Raw genomic sequence first — 15,149 nt, 5'->3', positions numbered from 1 at the left:
TCCCACGTCGGTTCCGCGCCAGCGGAACGAACAGCCCCAAGACAGGTGAAATCGCAATCATTTTTTGATACAGCGGCGTGGCAGGGCGGTGGAACGAAGGATTTTCTCTTTCGAACGACCGGATTGGGAAATTCCGCCTCCCTTCCCGCCTCTATGGCGGCTTATCTGAAACGGGTGGCACGAAACTGCCCATCACGACCCATGGAGCTTGTTGCCTTGTCTGCCGTTCCGCTGACCGCCGAGCAGGACCGCGAAGCCGAAGCCGTTGCCGAGGTGATCGCCGCTGGCCGCGCCGCGGCGCTCCGCCACTGGGTGCCGGCAACTTCGGGCAATTTCTCGGTGCGCATCGACGAACACCGCGTCGCGATCACGCGCTCAGGCGTTGACAAGGGCGCGCTCACCAGCGCCGACATCCTGATCCAGCCGCTCGATGCCCCGCTTCTGCCGCGCTCCTCGGCCGAGGCGTCGCTGCACGTGGCTCTTTATCGCCGCGACCCGGCCATCGGCGCGATCTTCCATGTCCATGCGCCGGCCTCGACCGTTCTGTCGCGGATCGCCGGGCCGGGCGGGCTGCGGCTCACCGGCTGGGAGTTGCAGAAAGCGCTTCCCGGCATCACCTCTCACGAGCAGTCGATCGAGGTTCCGGTCTTCGCCAACGATCAGGACACCGACCGCCTCGCCGGCCTCGTCGAGGCGCGCTTCGCAGCGCCAATCGCTGGCGACGGACTGCTTGCCCCCGGCTATCTTCTGGCCGGCCACGGACTTTATGCCTGGGGCGCCTCCCCGAGGGAGGCCGCCCGTCATCTCGAAGCGCTCGAAACGCTGTTCGAATTCGAGCTTTCCTATCGGAGGTTCACGCCATGACGACGCTCAACATCTATGAAGACAGCAAGCCCGACATCGCGGTCGTCTCGACCAGCGACCCGGCGGAGATCGGCCAGCGGCTGAACGCGGTCGGCGTGCAGTTCGAGCGCTGGAAGGCCGAGGTCGAGCTGCCGGAAAACGCGACGCAGGAGCAGGTCATCGCCGCCTACAAGGCCGAGGTCGACCGCCTGTCGGCAGCTGCCGGCTACCAGACCGTCGACGTGATCCGCATCACGCCCGACAATCCGAACAAGGATGCGCTGCGGGCCAAGTTCCTCGACGAGCACATCCATGACGAGGACGAGGTTCGCTTCTTCGTCGAAGGATCGGGCGCGTTCTATCTCCATCTCGAAGACAAGGTCTATCAGGTGGTCTGCACCCGTGATGACCTGCTGTCGGTTCCGGCCGGCACGCTGCATTGGTTCGACATGGGCCCCGAGCCGCGCTTCACCTGCATCCGCCTGTTCGTGACGCCGGATGGTTGGGTCGCCAAGTTCACCGGCGACAAGATCTCGGCCAGCATTCCGCGCTTCGGCGAGCAGGCTGCCGCCTGAGGCGCTGGGGAAGGCTCACGCACTTCCCGCCGCCATCCGAACATCGCCCGTGAGGCTGCCGCTAAAGGCGGCTTGCCTCACGGCGAAACCATGCGAATCTGACGGCCCCTTGCAATTGACCGGGCCGCCTGCATGACACGAGAACTGCTCCACAGCGCCATCATCATGACCGTCGATCCGGCTGACCGGATCATCGAGGACGGTTGGCTGGTGATCGAGGACGGCCGCATCGCGGAGCTCGGAACGGCGTCGAACCGGCCGGATTTCGCCGGATTTGATCGCGTCACGGACCTTTCCGGCCATCTGCTGATGCCGGGTCTCGTCAATGCCCATACCCATAGCGTCATGGTGCTGTTCCGCGGCCATGCCGAGGGCCACAGCCTTCTCACCATGGAGGGCTGGTACAACACGATCCGCGAGCCGGAACTCGCGATGATTGCCGAGGATGTTGCGCCCGCCGTGGCGCTTTCCTGCGCCGAGATGGCGCTTTCGGGCACCACCACCTTCTGCGACCAGTATTTCTTTGCCGAGGACATTGCCGACGCCGCCGGCAAGGCCGGCCTCCGTGCCGTTGTCGCCTATGGCATCGTCCAGCTCGGCGACGTCGCGCGCGGCGCCGAGGAGCTTTCACGCGCGACGGCTTTTGTCGAGGGCCAGCGTTCGGCCGACGGGCGGATCGTGCCGTGGTTCGGCCCGCATGCGCCCTATGTCGACAACACCGAGGCGCTGCTCGCCGAGGAGGTGCTCGTCGCCAACCGCCTCGGCTGCGGCATCCACCTTCATATGGCCTGCGGCCCCGAAGACAATGAAGAGACGCTGGCGCGCTATGGCACGACGGCCTCAGTGGCGCTTGAAAAGGCCGGCTTCTTCAACGGCCGAATCCATGCCGCCCATTGCCTCGACCTTTCGGAAGAAGACATCGCCGTCTTCGCCCGCGCCGAGGCCGCGTCGGTCGCGCATTGCGCGTCGGCGGGCCTGCGCTCGGGCCGCGAGGCGATCTGCCCGGTCGTGCCGCTGCGCAAGGCTGGCGTCACCGTGGCGCTCGGCACCGACAATGTCGCGGCCAACAACGCCTATGACATGGTCGCCGAAATGCGCATCGCCGGTCTCGTCGCCTCGCATCGCGAGCGGCAGGCGCAGCCGATCACCTCGCGGGAACTGGTGCGGATGGCAACCATCGACGGCGCCAGGGCACTCGGTCTCGATCACGAGATCGGCAGCCTCGAGCCCGGCAAGGCGGCCGATCTGGTCGCCATCGACATTTCCGGACCCGGCTACTCGCCGGTTCCTGATGTCGCGACGCTGCTCGTTTATTCGGGCTCGGGCCGCGACACGCGCCATGTCTGGGTCGCTGGAGAGCGGATCGTCGACGACCGACGACTGACGCGGCGCGCCTATGCCGACATCCGCGCCGACTATGCGACGGCCTATGACGTCTTCTGGCGCCGGGTCGCCGCCCGGCGGGAGGCCGCGTGATGGCGCGTCCCCTGCTCATCGATACGGATGGCGGCACCGATGACGCCCTGGCGATCGCGCTCCTGGTCGCGCTCGGTCGCCGTCCCGATTATGTGACCACCGTTTTCGGCAATGTCGGCCTCGACCAGGCGACGGACAATATCCTCGCGACGCTGGCGGTCCTTGGCAGCCAGGCCCCTGTCCATGCCGGGGCGGACCGTCCGTTGATCGGCGCCGCGATCGACGCCTCGGACGTGCATGGCGAGGACGGCCTTGGCGGTGCGCCGCGGCCGGCCAAGACCGCCAGCATCGTGTCACGCAACGGCGTCGACTTCCTGCGCGCGACGCTGCGCCAGGCGGCGCGAGCCGAAGCGCCGATCGACATCCTGGCGCTCGGTCCACTGACCAATCTCGCCCTCGCCTTCCGGGCCGAGCCGGCGATCGCGGCCGGGGTCGGTGAACTCATCGTCATGGGCGGGACCTGCTTCGGGCGCGGCAATGTCACCGGGGCGGCCGAGTTCAACATCCTCGCCGATCCGGAGGCGGCCAGCATCGTGCTGTCGCTGCCGCTGCCGACCGTGATGGTGCCATGGGAGCCCTGTGTCGAAGCCGCCCTCTCGGGGGCCGATCTCGACGCGCTTTTCGCGCGCACCGGCAGCGGGCAACGCCCGACATTCCTGAAGGCGCTGGTCGACCAGCTTCGCCGTGTCTCGATCGCCTATGGCGAGGGCGACCGACTGTCGCCCGCCGACCCGCTGGCGGCAGCGGTCCTGATCGAGCGCGGCATCGCAACGCATCTCGTCCGCTGCGGCGTGGCCGTCGAATGCGGCGGCGCTTTTGCGCGCGGCGCGACGATCCTCGACCTCCCCGGCAAATGGGACCTGCCGGCGATCGAGACGGTGGAGCATGTCGACGCGCCCGCCTTCAAGGCTCTGTTCGAGCGGGCCATCGCGGCATTGTCCAGAGACTGACCGATCGGCCCAGGCCGAAACAGGCGCTCCACGCACAGTCGGGGCGCCTATTTAAGTGGCACTAAAATTTCCTAGACCGCACCGGCCAGGCCGGCGACGCCCATGGTCACCGCAGGCGGTGCCTCGTCGTCGGCATGACCATGGCGCCGGAAACCTCGCAAACTCGTGCCCATCCGCGGACCCGATCAAGCGAATGGGAGGCGCAATCGGCGCATGCTCAAAGAACAGTATGTGAGCCATATAGTGCATGCATCTGCGGGGCGTTCGCATCCAGCTTCGGCTCCCTTCATATCCAGGACGCCTAAGATCGACGCACAATGAATGTCCGTGGGCGGTGCAGATTTTGAGCTTGCACAGAAAATGCGCCGACCTAGGATCAATCGGCCCATCGGGCGCGGACCGCGCGGACAGAGCTGCTGCGGAACGATTCGGGGTCGTTTTTTTCAGTAACGTGACGTCCATCAATCGTCACAGCCAGTCGGCAGGGAGACCAGTTCGATGACGAAGATGATCAAGGCGCTGGCGCAGAGCGCGGCAGCGTTGACGGTGGCGGCGGGCTTCGGCTCGATGACCGTCCCCGCCAATGCGCAGACCACCTATACCAAGGAAAACCCGCTCAAAGTTGCGCTCGTGCTGAACGGCACCCTCGGCGACAAGAGCTTCTTCGATTCCGCGCAGCGCGGCATGGAAAAGGCGATGAAGGATCTGCCGGTCGTCGTGAAGACGATCGAGCCGGGCTATGATCGCTCCAAGTGGCAGCCGGCGCTCGCCGATGCGGCCGATGGCGACTACGACGTCGTGATCACCGGCACGTTCGACATGGCGCCTTATGTGACCGAACTCGCGCCGCAGTATCCGGACAAGAAGTTCATCCTGTTCGACGACACGGTCGACTATTCGAAGGGCGGTTTCGACAACGTCCTTTCGGTCCAGTACCGCACTTCGACGGCCGCCTATCTGGCCGGCTATGCGGCGGCCAAGGTCTCGAAGACCGGCACCATGGGCCAGATCCTCGGCACCGAGGGCTCGGTCATTCTCGAATTCGTGGTCGGCTTCGAGCAGGGCGCCAAGGCGGCCAACCCGAACGCCAAGCTGCTGCGCGCCACCGTTAACTCCGCCAATCCGTTCAGCGATCCGGCCAAGGGCAAGGAACTCGCCCTCGCCCAGATCCAGCAGGGCGCCGACGTGATCTTCCCGATTGCCGGCTCGACCGGCATCGGCGCGCTCCAGGCAGCACGCGACTCGAAGAAGCTGGCGATCGGCGTCGACAGCGACCAGGCCGAGATCTTCTCGGCAACCGACCAGGCCCAGGCTGACGTCATCCTGACCTCCGTCGAGAAGCGGGTCGGCGAGTCGCTCTACCTGATCCTGCAGCAGACCCTCGACGGCACGGCCAAGTATGGCACGTCGTCGATCCTCGGCCTTCAGGAAGGCGCCGTCGGCATCTCGAAGAACAAGTACTACGACGCGCTCGTTCCCGAGGACGTGCGCAAGGAAGTCGACGAGCAGGAGAAGAAGATCGTCTCCGGCGAGATCAAGGTCGAAACCACGATGAACTGAGAGCAGAGGCCCGCCGCGACAAACGCCGCGGGCCTCTCTTTCATTCAATTGCCTGCGTGACGCCATCCTTTATCCAGCATGGTGTCACGCGACCCGTGGACCGAAGCAACCTCCGGCCGACATGACCCCTTTCCTCGAAGCGATCGGCATCGACAAGACCTATCCAGGTGGCGTCCATGCCAACAAGAGCGTGGATCTGACCGTCTCGCACAGCGAGGTTCACGCCATCGTCGGCGAGAACGGCGCGGGCAAGTCGACGCTGATGAAAATCCTGTTTGGCGTCGAACAGCCGAATGCCGGCGAAATCCGCCTTGACGGGACCCCGATCCATCTGCCCTCGCCGCGCGCCGCCATCGCTGCGGGCATCGGCATGGTGTTCCAGCATTTCTCGCTCGTGCCCTCCTTCACGGTCGCCGAAAATGTCGTCCTCGGCGTCGAGCCGCGCTCGGGTCTCCGGCTCGACCGCAAGCGCGCGGCTGAAACAGTGCAGGCCCTCGCCGACCGCTTCCGCCTTCCCGTCGATGTCGAAGCGCCGGTCGAGCGGCTGCCCGTCGGCCAGCAGCAGCGGGTCGAGATTCTCAAAGCGCTCTATCGCGATGCGAAGCTGCTGATCCTCGACGAACCGACCGCGGTGCTGGCGCCGCAGGAAGTGGTCGAGCTCTTCGCCGCGATCCGCTCGCTGACCGAGCAGGGCCGCACGATCCTGTTCATTGCCCACAAGCTCCCGGAAGTGATCGAGATTTCCGACACCATCTCGGTGATGCGCGCCGGACATATGGTCGGCCGCGTGCCGAAGGCCGAAGCGACCGAAGCCGGGCTCGCCCGGATGATGGTCGGCCGCGACGTGGCGCTGAAGGTGACTCGGGCCAAGCCCGGAGAGCGCAAGCATCTCTGCCGGATTTCCGGCCTGACCATCAAGAATGACCGCGGCCTCGATGCCATCTCCGGGATGGATATCGTGCTGCGCGCCGGCGAGATCGTCGGCATCGCGGCGGTCGAGGGCAACGGCCAGAGCGAGCTGTTCGACGCCATCGGCGGGCTGCGGCCGGTCGAGACGGGCTCGGTGGAACTCGGCGGGATCGACATCACCGCCGTGCCGGTGGACCAGCGCCGCGATGCCGGCATGGCCCATATTCCGGAGGATCGCATCGCGACAGGCAGCGCCGGCGGCGCGACCGTCGCTGAAAACTTCGTTGCAACCGAGCTTGAGGACGAGCGCTTCGTGCGCCACGGCTTGCTCGATCTCGGCGCTATCCGGGCGCATGCGGTGGAGCTGATCGATCACTTCAGCGTCCGCGTCAACGGTCCCGACGCCGCGATCGGGACCCTGTCCGGCGGCAATATGCAGAAGGTGGTGGTGGCGCGGGAACTGTCATCCAACCCCAAACTCCTGCTGGTCTCGCACCCGACACGCGGCGTCGACCTCGGCGCCACCGAGTTCATCTGGCAGCGCCTGGCCGTGGCCCGCGACGCGGGATCCGCTATCCTGCTCACCTCCGCAGACCTTTCTGAACTCCTCTCGCTTTCGGACCGAATGATCGTGCTTTATCGCGGCCGCATCGTCGCGGCGTTTGCCGACACTACAGAACTGACACCGGAGACCCTCGGCAGCTACATGCTTGGCTTTGCCGAGCAGCCAGAGAACGAGAGACGGGCAGCGCTGTCATGACCAACGGCAAACTGATTTTCGACGAGACACGCCGCATTCTGTTCGCGGCCGCCGTGGCGCTGCTGATGGCGCTGGTCATCATCTTCATCGCGTCCAAGACACCCTTCGAGACCTTCAACACCTTCATCGCCGGCCCACTGTCGTCGAAACGCACGATCGGCAACTGGATCGACGATTCGGCGAAGCTCGCACTGGCTGGCCTCGCCTTCAGCCTCGTCTTCCAGGCCCGGCAGTTCGCGCTCGGCGTCCAGGGCCAGGTCTATGCCGGCGGCACGATCGCTGCCGCGATCGCGCTTTCGCCGCTCGGTATGTCCTGGGTCTCGATCCCGCTCGGTGCGCTGGCCGCCATGCTCGCCGGCGCCTTCCTCGGCTTCATCCCCGGCTATGCCAAGGCGAAGCTCAATGCGAACGAGATCGTCTCGTCGCTGATGCTGAACTACATCGCCTACGACGTCGCCAACCTCATCCTGCGCCTTTATCTCGCCTCGCCGAAAAGCGGCCTCACCGCCTCGGAGGGGTTCCCCCGCAGCGCGGTCTACCCGGCTTTCGTTCAGCACACGCGCATCGATCTCGGCGTCATCCTCGCCCTCGGCTCCGTGGCCATCGTCTGGTTCCTGCTCTACCGGACGGCATGGGGCCTGCGGCTCCGCCTCACCGGTCACAACGCCCGTTTCGCGGCCTATTCCGGCATCCGCTCCAACTTCATCATGGTCAGCGCGATGACGGCCTCGGGCGCGATCGGTGGCTTGCTCGGCGCGCTGTATGTCCAGGGCCAGGGCTTCGGCAAGATCGTTGTCGGCTTTGAAGGCGGCCTGTCCTTCGAAGGCATCCTGATCGCCATCGTGGCGCGCAACCGGCCGCTCGCCATTCCCTTCGTCGCGCTCGGCTATGGCTATCTCCGCCAGGGCGCCGCGCTGATGGGCTATCGCACCGACGTTCCGGCGGAGGTGATCGGCATCGTGCAGGGCATTGTCATCCTGCTCGTCGCCTCGTCCTTCACGCTTCCGGGTCGCGCCTTTCTCAACCGCATCATGGGCGGATCTGCCGCCGCGCGAGCCCCCTCGACATGAACGCCATCATCGAGACCATCCTTTCGGCCGCCTTCGTCGCCGCGGTGATCCGCACGACGACGCCGGTCCTCTTCGCCTCGCTCGGCGGCCTCCTTTCCGACCTCGTCGGCTCGCTCAACGTCGCGCTCGAAGGCATGATGCTGATCGGCGCGTTGACCTCGGTCATCGTCTCGGCCTATGCGCCCTGGTATGTCGGCGTGCTCGCCGGCATTGCCGTTGGCGGAATGCTCGGCGCGCTGATGGCGCTGTTCCATCTCCGCTTCAAGGCAGACGTGATCCTTGTCGGCTTCGCCGTCAACATCGTCGCAGCAGGCGGCACGGTCACCGTGCTTAACTATGCGACCGGCGGCGACAAGGGCACCTCGATCAACCTGCCTTCCAAGGCGATCCCGGCGCTCGACCTTTCCTTCCTGAACGCCATCCCCGGTATCGGCCCGGTTCTGACGCAGATGTTCTCGGGCCATTCCTATCTGACCTGGCTCGCGGCCTTCCTCGTTTTCGCGATCTGGTATTTCCTCTATCGCACGCCCGAGGGATTGCGGTTCCGCGCCGTCGGCGAATATCCGGCGGCTGCCGAGGCGGCGGGCATCTCGCCGAACCGGCTGCGCACCTATGGCCTGATCGCGTCCGGCGCGCTCGCCGGCCTCGGCGGTGCCCAGCTCGCGATGTTCAACTTCGTCGGCTTCACGCGCGACATGACCGCCGGCCGTGGCTTCATCGCGCTCGGCGCCGTGCTGCTCGGACGGCGGCATCCGGTCGGAACCGCGATCGCGGCGGTGCTGTTCGGCGCCTTCGAAGCCCTGTCGATCGCGCTGCCCGGCATCCTGCCCCAGGTGCCGGGTGAGGTGATCCACTCGATCCCGTTCGTGGTGACGGTGTTGGCGCTGATGCTCTCCTCGCGCAGGCGGATCGCGGCCTGAGGTCGCGATACGGAGCGGGAGGGAGACGTCATGCAACGGATGGGCATGGTCATCGGCATCAAGGCCGAGGCGATCGCTGAGTACAAGCGCCTGCACGCCGAGGGGTCGGCAGAGGTCAATGCCCTGCTCTCGGCCGCCGGCGTGCGCAACTACACGATCTATCTCCGCGAGCCGGAAAATCTGCTGTTCGGCAGCTGGGAGTATCACGGCGAGGACTGGCCGGCCGACGCGGCACGGCTCGGCCAGGAGCCGGCCGTCCAGACCTGGCTGGCGCAGACCGACGCGTGCCAGCAGCCGCTCGCCTCGGCAAAATCAGGCGAGTGGTGGGCGATGATGGAAGAGGTCTTCCATCTGGACTGATGCGGAGCGGCGACTGAACGCCCCGCCGCCTGCCACTATTCGGCCGCCTCCAGTTCGCGGCCTTCTTGCGAGAGATTGAGGCCGGTCGCCGCGTCGAAGGCATGCAGGCGGCTCTGATCGAAGCTCAGCCGCATCGGCTCGTCGATCGCGGTTGGGATCGATGCCGGCATTGTCGCCTTGAACAGGCAATCGCCGGTCTTCAACGTCACGATCTTCTCGACCCCGTGATTTTCAAAGCCCCAGACGCGCGCCTCGATCAGCCCGGCGGGATCGAGATGGACATTTTCAGCGCGAATACCGAGCGTCACCGGGCCGCTGCTGCGGCCAAGCCGGGCCCGGAGCGCCGGGCTGACGGCGAACTCGATGGCGCCGGATGGGATGCGCATCCGGTCGCCGAGAAGATCGGCGGCGAGAAGGTTCATCGCTGGCGATCCGACAAAGCCGGCGACATAGGTATCGCGCGGATGGTGATAAATCTCGTAGGGCGTGCCAACCTGGGCGAGCCGCCCATTGTTGAGCACGCCCACCTTGTCGCCCATCGACATCGCCTCGATCTGGTCGTGCGTGACGAACAGGAAGGTGGCGCCGAGCTTCATCTGCAGATCCTTGAGCTCGGATCGGAGCGTTTCGCGCAGCTTGGCGTCAAGATTGCTGAGCGGTTCGTCCATCAGGAAGATGCGCGGCGAGCGCACAATGGCGCGACCGATGGAGACGCGCTGCATTTCGCCGCCGGAGAGGCGATCGACCTTGCGTTCCAGGAGGTGCTCGATGCGAAGCGTCTTGGCGGCACGGGCGACACGCTGATCGATATCGGGCTGCGCCATGCGGCGGATATTCGACTTCAACGGGAATTCGAGGTTTTGCCGCACCGTGTAGCGCGGATAGAGCGAATATTGCTGGAGGACCAGCGCGACGTCGCGCTCGGCCGCCCCCCAATCGCCGACATTGACGCCGCCGATCTCGATCGTGCCGGCCGTCGGTTTCTCCAGCCCGGCGATGAGCCGCAGCGTCGTCGTCTTGCCGGCGCCGGTCGGGCCGAGCAGCACGAAGAACTGCCCATCCTCGATCTCGAGATCGAGATTCTCCAGCGCCGTATGCGCGCCGAAGCGCTTGGTGATGCCGTTCAAGCGGACATGCGCCATCTCTACGCTCCCAGCCTCACGCCAAGCGACTGCCCGGACCTCGTGTCGAAGAAATGCGTCTGTGTCTCATCAAGACGCGCGAAGACGGTGTCGCCGGGCTTGCCAACGAAGCCGGAGGCTGTCCGGGCGCGCAACACGCCCGAACCGACCTTGAGATCGACGATGTCATAGGCGCCGAGCGGCTCGATGCCATGCGCTTCGAGCGGCACGAGGCCTTTGCCGGGAGCATGGGCGACGATGACGCCCTCCGGCCGGATGCCCAGAGAAAGCCCGCCCGCGCCACGCCCGCTGGCCTCGATTGCCCCCGGCAGCGCCAGCGGAACGCCGAAGGCTTCTCCGGCATCACCGAGCCGGACCTTCGCCTCGTCGCCCTCGGTTTCGAGCCTTGCATCGGCGATGTTCATCACCGGGCTGCCGATGAACTGCGCCACGAAGAGATTGGCGGGGTTCTGGTAGACCTCGATCGGCGTTCCGACCTGTTGCAGCACACCCTCGCTCATCACCACGATGCGGTCGGCAAGCGACATCGCCTCGACCTGATCATGCGTGACATAGACCGAGGTCGCCTTGTTCTCGATATGCAGCCGCTTCAGCTCCGCCCGCATGTCCTCGCGCAGCTTGGCATCGAGAGCGCCGATCGGCTCGTCCATCAAAATGGCCTTGGGACGGCGCACCAAGGCGCGACCGATGGCAACGCGCTGCATGTCGCCGCCCGAGAGCGCCGAGGGCCGCTTGCCGAGGAAATGGCCGATATCGAGCGCGCGGGCGACGGCATTGACCTCGCGCTCCACGTCGGCGCGCGCTCCGCCCGCCGCGCGCAGCGGAAAGGCGATATTCTCGAACACGGTCAGATGCGGATAGAGCGCATAAAGCTGGAACACGAAGGCGATGTCGCGCTGCGATGCCTCAAGATCCTGCACGGGCTTGCCGTCGATGCGGATCTCGCCCGATGTGATGTCCTCGAGACCGGCAATGGCGCGGAGCGTCGTCGTCTTGCCGCAGCCGGATGGGCCGAGCAGCACGACGAACTCGCGATCGGCGATGGTCAAGTTCATGTCGCGGATGACCTGAACGGCACCAAAGAACTTCTGGACGTTGGAAAGGACGATCTCGGCCATGGCTCAGGCGTCCTTGCCGTCTTGAAGTGGCTTCGGCACATGCGCGGCGATATTGAAACCGACGAGGCCGACCAGGATGATCGAGACGCTCCAGGCATGCAGGCCATGGTGCCAGGGCTGGCAGAGGGCGATGATGCCGCCGACCATCAGGGCGATGGAGCCAGGCTCGATCCAGCGAGCACACAGTTCACGGAAATTCATGGGTCTGCCTCCTCTACTTGCGGATGGCGCCGAAGGTCACGCCGCGCAGCAGATGGCCACGAAGAGCGAAGGTGAAGATCGCGACCGGCAACAGGAACAGCGTCGTTCCCGCGGCGATCACCGTCCAGTCCGGCAGGCCCGAGCCGAGCTGCGAGGGAATGAAGGGCGGCGCCGTCTGGGCGCGCCGGTTGGTCATGATCAGCGCGAAGGCATATTCATTCCAGGCGGTGATGAAGCAGAACACCGCGGTGGCGGCGATGCCGGTCGCTGCCTCGGGCAGCACGATCTTGAAGAAGGCCTGCATGCGCGTGTAGCCATCGACGAGCGCCGCCTCCTCATATTCCTTCGGAATCTCGTCCATGAAACCCTTCATGAGCCAGACCGAGAAGGAGAGATTGAACGCGATGTAGAGGATGATCAGGCCTATATGCGTGTCGGTGAGACCGACCGCCCGGTACATCAGGAACATCGGAATGGCGACGACGATCGGCGGCAGCATGCGCGTCGACAGGATGAAGAAGAGGAGGTCCGCCTCCCCTTTGACCCTGAAGCGCGAGAAACCATAGGCAGTGAACGTCCCCATGCCGACCGCCAGCACCGTCGAGGTGATCGCGATGATCAGGCTGTTCATGAAGCGGCTCGGATAGCCCGAGACCTGGACGCTGTTGCCGGCGCGCAGCACGCGCTCGCCATTGTCCATGATGCGCTGCTCCCACCACGGAGCGGCCGCATAAGCCTCAGGATCAACAGGCTTGTTCATCTGTACCCGCTTGACGAAGAGCTTGATGAACGAGGTGATCTCGGGCTGGAACAGCACGGTCGGCGGCACGGTCGTCGCCAGCGCCCGCGGCTTGAAGGCCGTCGAGGCGATCCAGTAGATCGGCGCCAGGAAGATCAGCGTCGCGATGATGACGCCGACGACGGCGAGGCGATTGACCGCAGCGCGGCCGGAAGACTTGACGGCCGCCATCCTAGCGCTCCTTCACCTTGTTGAGATACTTCACATAGATGTTGGTGATCGCCAGAACCATGATCAGCACTATATAGGCGAGTGCGCAGGACTTGCCGGTGTCCCATTGCTGGAAGGCTTGCTTGTAAAGGCGGATCGCGATGACTTCCGTCGTCGGCTGCGTCGACATGATGTAGGCGATGTCGAAGGTCTTGAAGGCCTCCATTGTGCGGAAGATCAGGGCGATCAGAAGGATCGGCGCGACCAGCGGCAAGGTGATACGCCGGAATGTGTACCAGGCGCCGGCGCGATCGATGGCGGCAGCCTCGTAGAGATATTTCGGCACCGCCGAGAGACCTGCCAGCGACAGCAGCATGACGAACGGCGCCCACATCCAGATATCGGTGATCGCGATCGCGAAGAGCGCGGCATCGGGATTGGACAGCCAGGCGAAATCGCCGAGGCCGAGGGCATAGTTGATGATGCCCCAGGACGGATCGTAGAGAAGCTTCCAGAACAGGCCGACAACGGCCGCAGACATCATCATCGGGAGAAGCAGCAACGTCGTCACCAGACCCTTCATCGGAAAGGTGCGGTTGAGCAGCAGAGCGAGACCGAAGCCGACGATCATCTGGCCGCTCACGGAGATGATGACGTATTTTGCGGTGATCGCGAAATTCGCCCAGATCTTTTCGTCGCTCAGCAGTTCGCGATAATTCCTGAGACCAACGAAATTCGCCGGTGCGTTCGCGGAGGCGCTGAAATCAGTGAAGGAATAGCCGAGCGAATAGATGAGCGGAAAGATATTGAAGACGATCAGGAACAGGACCGTCGGGATGATGAAGAGATTTCGAATTCCAAGATCGCTGAGGCCGCTCCGCTGGGCGGGCCGCGCCAAGGAATCCATTTTGGTCGCCAGACTGGTCACGCACCGCCTCCCGGGGTCGAGCAAATGATATCCGGGGGCCTTCCCGCCCCCGGACAGGACCGATCAACGGTCAGTTGCTGTAGCGGTTGTACTTGTTGAACGTGGCGGTCCAGTCCTTGACCGTCTTGTCCAGCGCTTCCTGCGCCGTGCCCTTGTCGCCAACGACATAGGGATAGATGTTCTGGTTGAACTGGTCGAGAATCTCGGCGTATTCCGGGGTGGCCCAGAAGTCCTTGACCATGAACATCGTATCGTAGAACGCCTTGTTGTAGGGCGTGGCGTTCTGGAATTCCGGCGACTTCAGGACGGCCTGGCTGGCCGTATAACCGCCGAGCTCTGCCCAGCGCTTCTGCGTCGAATCCTTGATGAACCACTCAAGGAACTTCTTCGAGGCCTCCTGCTTCTTCGAATAGGAGACGATCGAGATGCCCTGGCCACCGAGCGCCGCGAAGCGCTGGCCGCCGGGACCGGCCGGATTGGCAAAGAAGCCGGTGACGTCGGCATTCGGGTTGGTCGACTTGTTCACGAGCGGCGGGAAGAAGGCGAAGAAGTTCATGCTCATCGCCGCCAGGCCTTCGGTGATCGCCTGGTTGTCCTCGATGAAGAACGTCTTGCCCCAGCCCGGAGGCGTGAACTTGTAGAGGTCCTTGTACATCTCGAGGCCGGCAATGGCCTCCTTGGAATTGGTGATGCCGTCGACCTTGTAGGTGGCATAATCGCCGAGCTCGCCACCATACGAGAAGATGGCGCTCTCGACGCCCATTGCCATGGCGTCATAGGAATTGTCGGTGTAGATCGCGACGCCGTATTTCTTCTCGTCGGGGCGATAGAAAAATTCGGCGATATCGCGCAGCTGGGCGTAGGTCTCGGGAATAGCGAGATCGTAGCCATATTTGGCCTTGAACGCGTCCTTCTCCTTCGGGTCCTCGAACCAGTCCTTGCGGTAGGCCCAGCCGACGGCATCGCCCTCGAGCGGGATCGCCCAATACTTGCCGCTGCCGCCTGGATATTCGGCGTAGTATTTGACGGTGGCCGGGGCCATGACGTCGTTCAGCTTGTTCGCGTTGAAGAAGTCCGTCAGGTCGACATAATGCCCCTGCGTCGCGCCTGCGCCGAGCCACTGGCTGTCGCCGACGACCATGTCATAGGCATCGCCGTGAGCATTGAACTCGGCGAATGTCTTGGTCTGGAAATCGGACCAGGGCGTCGTCTCGACGGTGATCGTGTCGCCGGATTCCGCTGCGTATTCGTTGACGAGTTCCTGAAGGTAATTTGCGGGATCCCACTCCGCCCAGAAGATCGTGAGATCTTCCGCATGAGCGCTCGCCGCGCCGGCCAGCGTGAATGCCGCCCCGGCCAGCAACAGCTTGAGGTTCTTCCTCATCTCA

The 15,149-nt window shown here is 64.5% G+C and carries 15 protein-coding genes; 9 read left to right on the top strand and 6 right to left on the bottom strand.

Annotated elements, in window-relative coordinates; genetic code table 11:
* Window positions 1-216 precede the first annotated feature (216 nt).
* The 9 genes from mtnB (at window position 217) to LB518_RS07860 (ending at window position 9,423) form a co-directional block, all read left to right on the top strand.
* Entirely contained in the window at window positions 217-864 is a 648-nt protein-coding gene (mtnB, locus tag LB518_RS07900; protein ID WP_224575369.1) for a methylthioribulose 1-phosphate dehydratase, read from the top strand.
* Window positions 861-1,418: a 1,2-dihydroxy-3-keto-5-methylthiopentene dioxygenase gene (locus LB518_RS07895; RefSeq protein WP_224575367.1), complete on the top strand. Its 558-nt coding sequence runs from the start codon at window positions 861-863 to the stop codon at window positions 1,416-1,418. Before mtnB ends, LB518_RS07895 begins: the two co-directional genes overlap by 4 nt.
* Before the next feature lie 132 nt (window positions 1,419-1,550).
* The gene (locus LB518_RS07890) at window positions 1,551-2,894 is read left to right on the top strand and encodes an amidohydrolase family protein (protein WP_224575365.1); all 1,344 of its coding nucleotides are present in this window, start codon (window positions 1,551-1,553) and stop codon (window positions 2,892-2,894) included.
* On the top strand, window positions 2,894-3,844 hold the full coding sequence (locus tag LB518_RS07885) for a nucleoside hydrolase (protein ID WP_224575363.1): 951 nt from the start codon (window positions 2,894-2,896) through the stop codon (window positions 3,842-3,844). The genes LB518_RS07890 and LB518_RS07885 overlap by 1 nt, the downstream gene beginning before the upstream one ends.
* A 498-nt stretch (window positions 3,845-4,342) precedes the next feature.
* Complete coding sequence (locus LB518_RS07880) at window positions 4,343-5,404, top strand: BMP family lipoprotein (protein WP_224575360.1); 1,062 nt, start codon at window positions 4,343-4,345, stop codon at window positions 5,402-5,404.
* A 121-nt stretch (window positions 5,405-5,525) separates the two neighbouring features.
* Entirely contained in the window at window positions 5,526-7,073 is a 1,548-nt protein-coding gene (locus LB518_RS07875; protein ID WP_224575347.1) for an ABC transporter ATP-binding protein, read from the top strand.
* A complete protein-coding gene (locus tag LB518_RS07870) occupies window positions 7,070-8,143 on the top strand; it encodes an ABC transporter permease (RefSeq protein WP_224575345.1) in 1,074 nt (357 codons plus the stop codon). Before LB518_RS07875 ends, LB518_RS07870 begins: the two co-directional genes overlap by 4 nt.
* Entirely contained in the window at window positions 8,140-9,063 is a 924-nt protein-coding gene (locus LB518_RS07865) for an ABC transporter permease (RefSeq protein ID WP_224575343.1), read from the top strand. The genes LB518_RS07870 and LB518_RS07865 overlap by 4 nt, the downstream gene beginning before the upstream one ends.
* 30 nt (window positions 9,064-9,093) lie before the next feature.
* Window positions 9,094-9,423, top strand: coding sequence for an L-rhamnose mutarotase (locus LB518_RS07860; protein WP_224575341.1), 330 nt, complete (start codon window positions 9,094-9,096; stop codon window positions 9,421-9,423).
* Window positions 9,424-9,458: 35 nt separating this feature from the next.
* Here the strand turns inward: LB518_RS07860 and LB518_RS07855 are convergent, their stop codons facing one another.
* The 6 genes from LB518_RS07855 to LB518_RS07830 all read right to left on the bottom strand — a co-directional run bounded on the left by LB518_RS07855 (window position 9,459) and on the right by LB518_RS07830 (window position 15,145).
* On the bottom strand, window positions 9,459-10,565 hold the full coding sequence (locus LB518_RS07855; RefSeq protein WP_224575339.1) for an ABC transporter ATP-binding protein: 1,107 nt from the start codon (window positions 10,563-10,565) through the stop codon (window positions 9,459-9,461).
* Between the two features lie 2 nt (window positions 10,566-10,567).
* On the bottom strand, window positions 10,568-11,683 hold the full coding sequence (locus LB518_RS07850; protein WP_224575337.1) for an ABC transporter ATP-binding protein: 1,116 nt from the start codon (window positions 11,681-11,683) through the stop codon (window positions 10,568-10,570).
* 3 nt (window positions 11,684-11,686) lie between these two features.
* On the bottom strand, window positions 11,687-11,884 hold the full coding sequence (locus LB518_RS07845; RefSeq protein ID WP_224575335.1) for a hypothetical protein: 198 nt from the start codon (window positions 11,882-11,884) through the stop codon (window positions 11,687-11,689).
* Window positions 11,885-11,897: 13 nt separating this feature from the next.
* Window positions 11,898-12,854, bottom strand: a complete 957-nt coding sequence (locus LB518_RS07840; protein WP_224575332.1) for a carbohydrate ABC transporter permease — start codon at window positions 12,852-12,854, stop codon at window positions 11,898-11,900.
* 1 nt (window position 12,855) lies between these two features.
* Complete coding sequence (locus LB518_RS07835) at window positions 12,856-13,740, bottom strand: carbohydrate ABC transporter permease (protein WP_224575767.1); 885 nt, start codon at window positions 13,738-13,740, stop codon at window positions 12,856-12,858.
* Between the two features lie 91 nt (window positions 13,741-13,831).
* Window positions 13,832-15,145, bottom strand: a complete 1,314-nt coding sequence (locus LB518_RS07830) for an extracellular solute-binding protein (RefSeq protein ID WP_224575329.1) — start codon at window positions 15,143-15,145, stop codon at window positions 13,832-13,834.
* Window positions 15,146-15,149: the final 4 nt, after the last annotated feature.

This window comes from Mesorhizobium sp. BR1-1-16 (genome assembly GCF_020165495.1).
Taxonomy (GTDB): Bacteria; Pseudomonadota; Alphaproteobacteria; order Rhizobiales; family Kaistiaceae; genus Kaistia.
Note: the sequence above shows the minus strand (reverse complement) of the source record. Positions and strands in the feature narration are given on the sequence as shown.

Excerpts from the sequence above, each read along its gene's own strand:
- LB518_RS07895 (WP_224575367.1), top strand. The coding sequence starts at position 861 with ATGACGACGCTCAACATCTATGAAGACAGCAAGCCCGACATCGCGGTC.
- LB518_RS07890 (WP_224575365.1), top strand. The coding sequence starts at position 1,551 with ATGACACGAGAACTGCTCCACAGCGCCATCATCATGACCGTCGATCCG.
- LB518_RS07885 (WP_224575363.1), top strand. The coding sequence starts at position 2,894 with ATGGCGCGTCCCCTGCTCATCGATACGGATGGCGGCACCGATGACGCC.
- LB518_RS07880 (WP_224575360.1), top strand. The coding sequence starts at position 4,343 with ATGACGAAGATGATCAAGGCGCTGGCGCAGAGCGCGGCAGCGTTGACG.
- LB518_RS07875 (WP_224575347.1), top strand. The coding sequence starts at position 5,526 with ATGACCCCTTTCCTCGAAGCGATCGGCATCGACAAGACCTATCCAGGT.
- LB518_RS07870 (WP_224575345.1), top strand. The coding sequence starts at position 7,070 with ATGACCAACGGCAAACTGATTTTCGACGAGACACGCCGCATTCTGTTC.
- LB518_RS07865 (WP_224575343.1), top strand. The coding sequence starts at position 8,140 with ATGAACGCCATCATCGAGACCATCCTTTCGGCCGCCTTCGTCGCCGCG.
- LB518_RS07860 (WP_224575341.1), top strand. The coding sequence starts at position 9,094 with ATGCAACGGATGGGCATGGTCATCGGCATCAAGGCCGAGGCGATCGCT.
- LB518_RS07855 (WP_224575339.1), bottom strand. The coding sequence starts at position 10,565 with ATGGCGCATGTCCGCTTGAACGGCATCACCAAGCGCTTCGGCGCGCAT.
- LB518_RS07850 (WP_224575337.1), bottom strand. The coding sequence starts at position 11,683 with ATGGCCGAGATCGTCCTTTCCAACGTCCAGAAGTTCTTTGGTGCCGTT.
- LB518_RS07845 (WP_224575335.1), bottom strand. The coding sequence starts at position 11,884 with ATGAATTTCCGTGAACTGTGTGCTCGCTGGATCGAGCCTGGCTCCATC.
- LB518_RS07840 (WP_224575332.1), bottom strand. The coding sequence starts at position 12,854 with ATGGCGGCCGTCAAGTCTTCCGGCCGCGCTGCGGTCAATCGCCTCGCC.
- LB518_RS07835 (WP_224575767.1), bottom strand. The coding sequence starts at position 13,740 with ATGGATTCCTTGGCGCGGCCCGCCCAGCGGAGCGGCCTCAGCGATCTT.
- LB518_RS07830 (WP_224575329.1), bottom strand. The coding sequence starts at position 15,145 with ATGAGGAAGAACCTCAAGCTGTTGCTGGCCGGGGCGGCATTCACGCTG.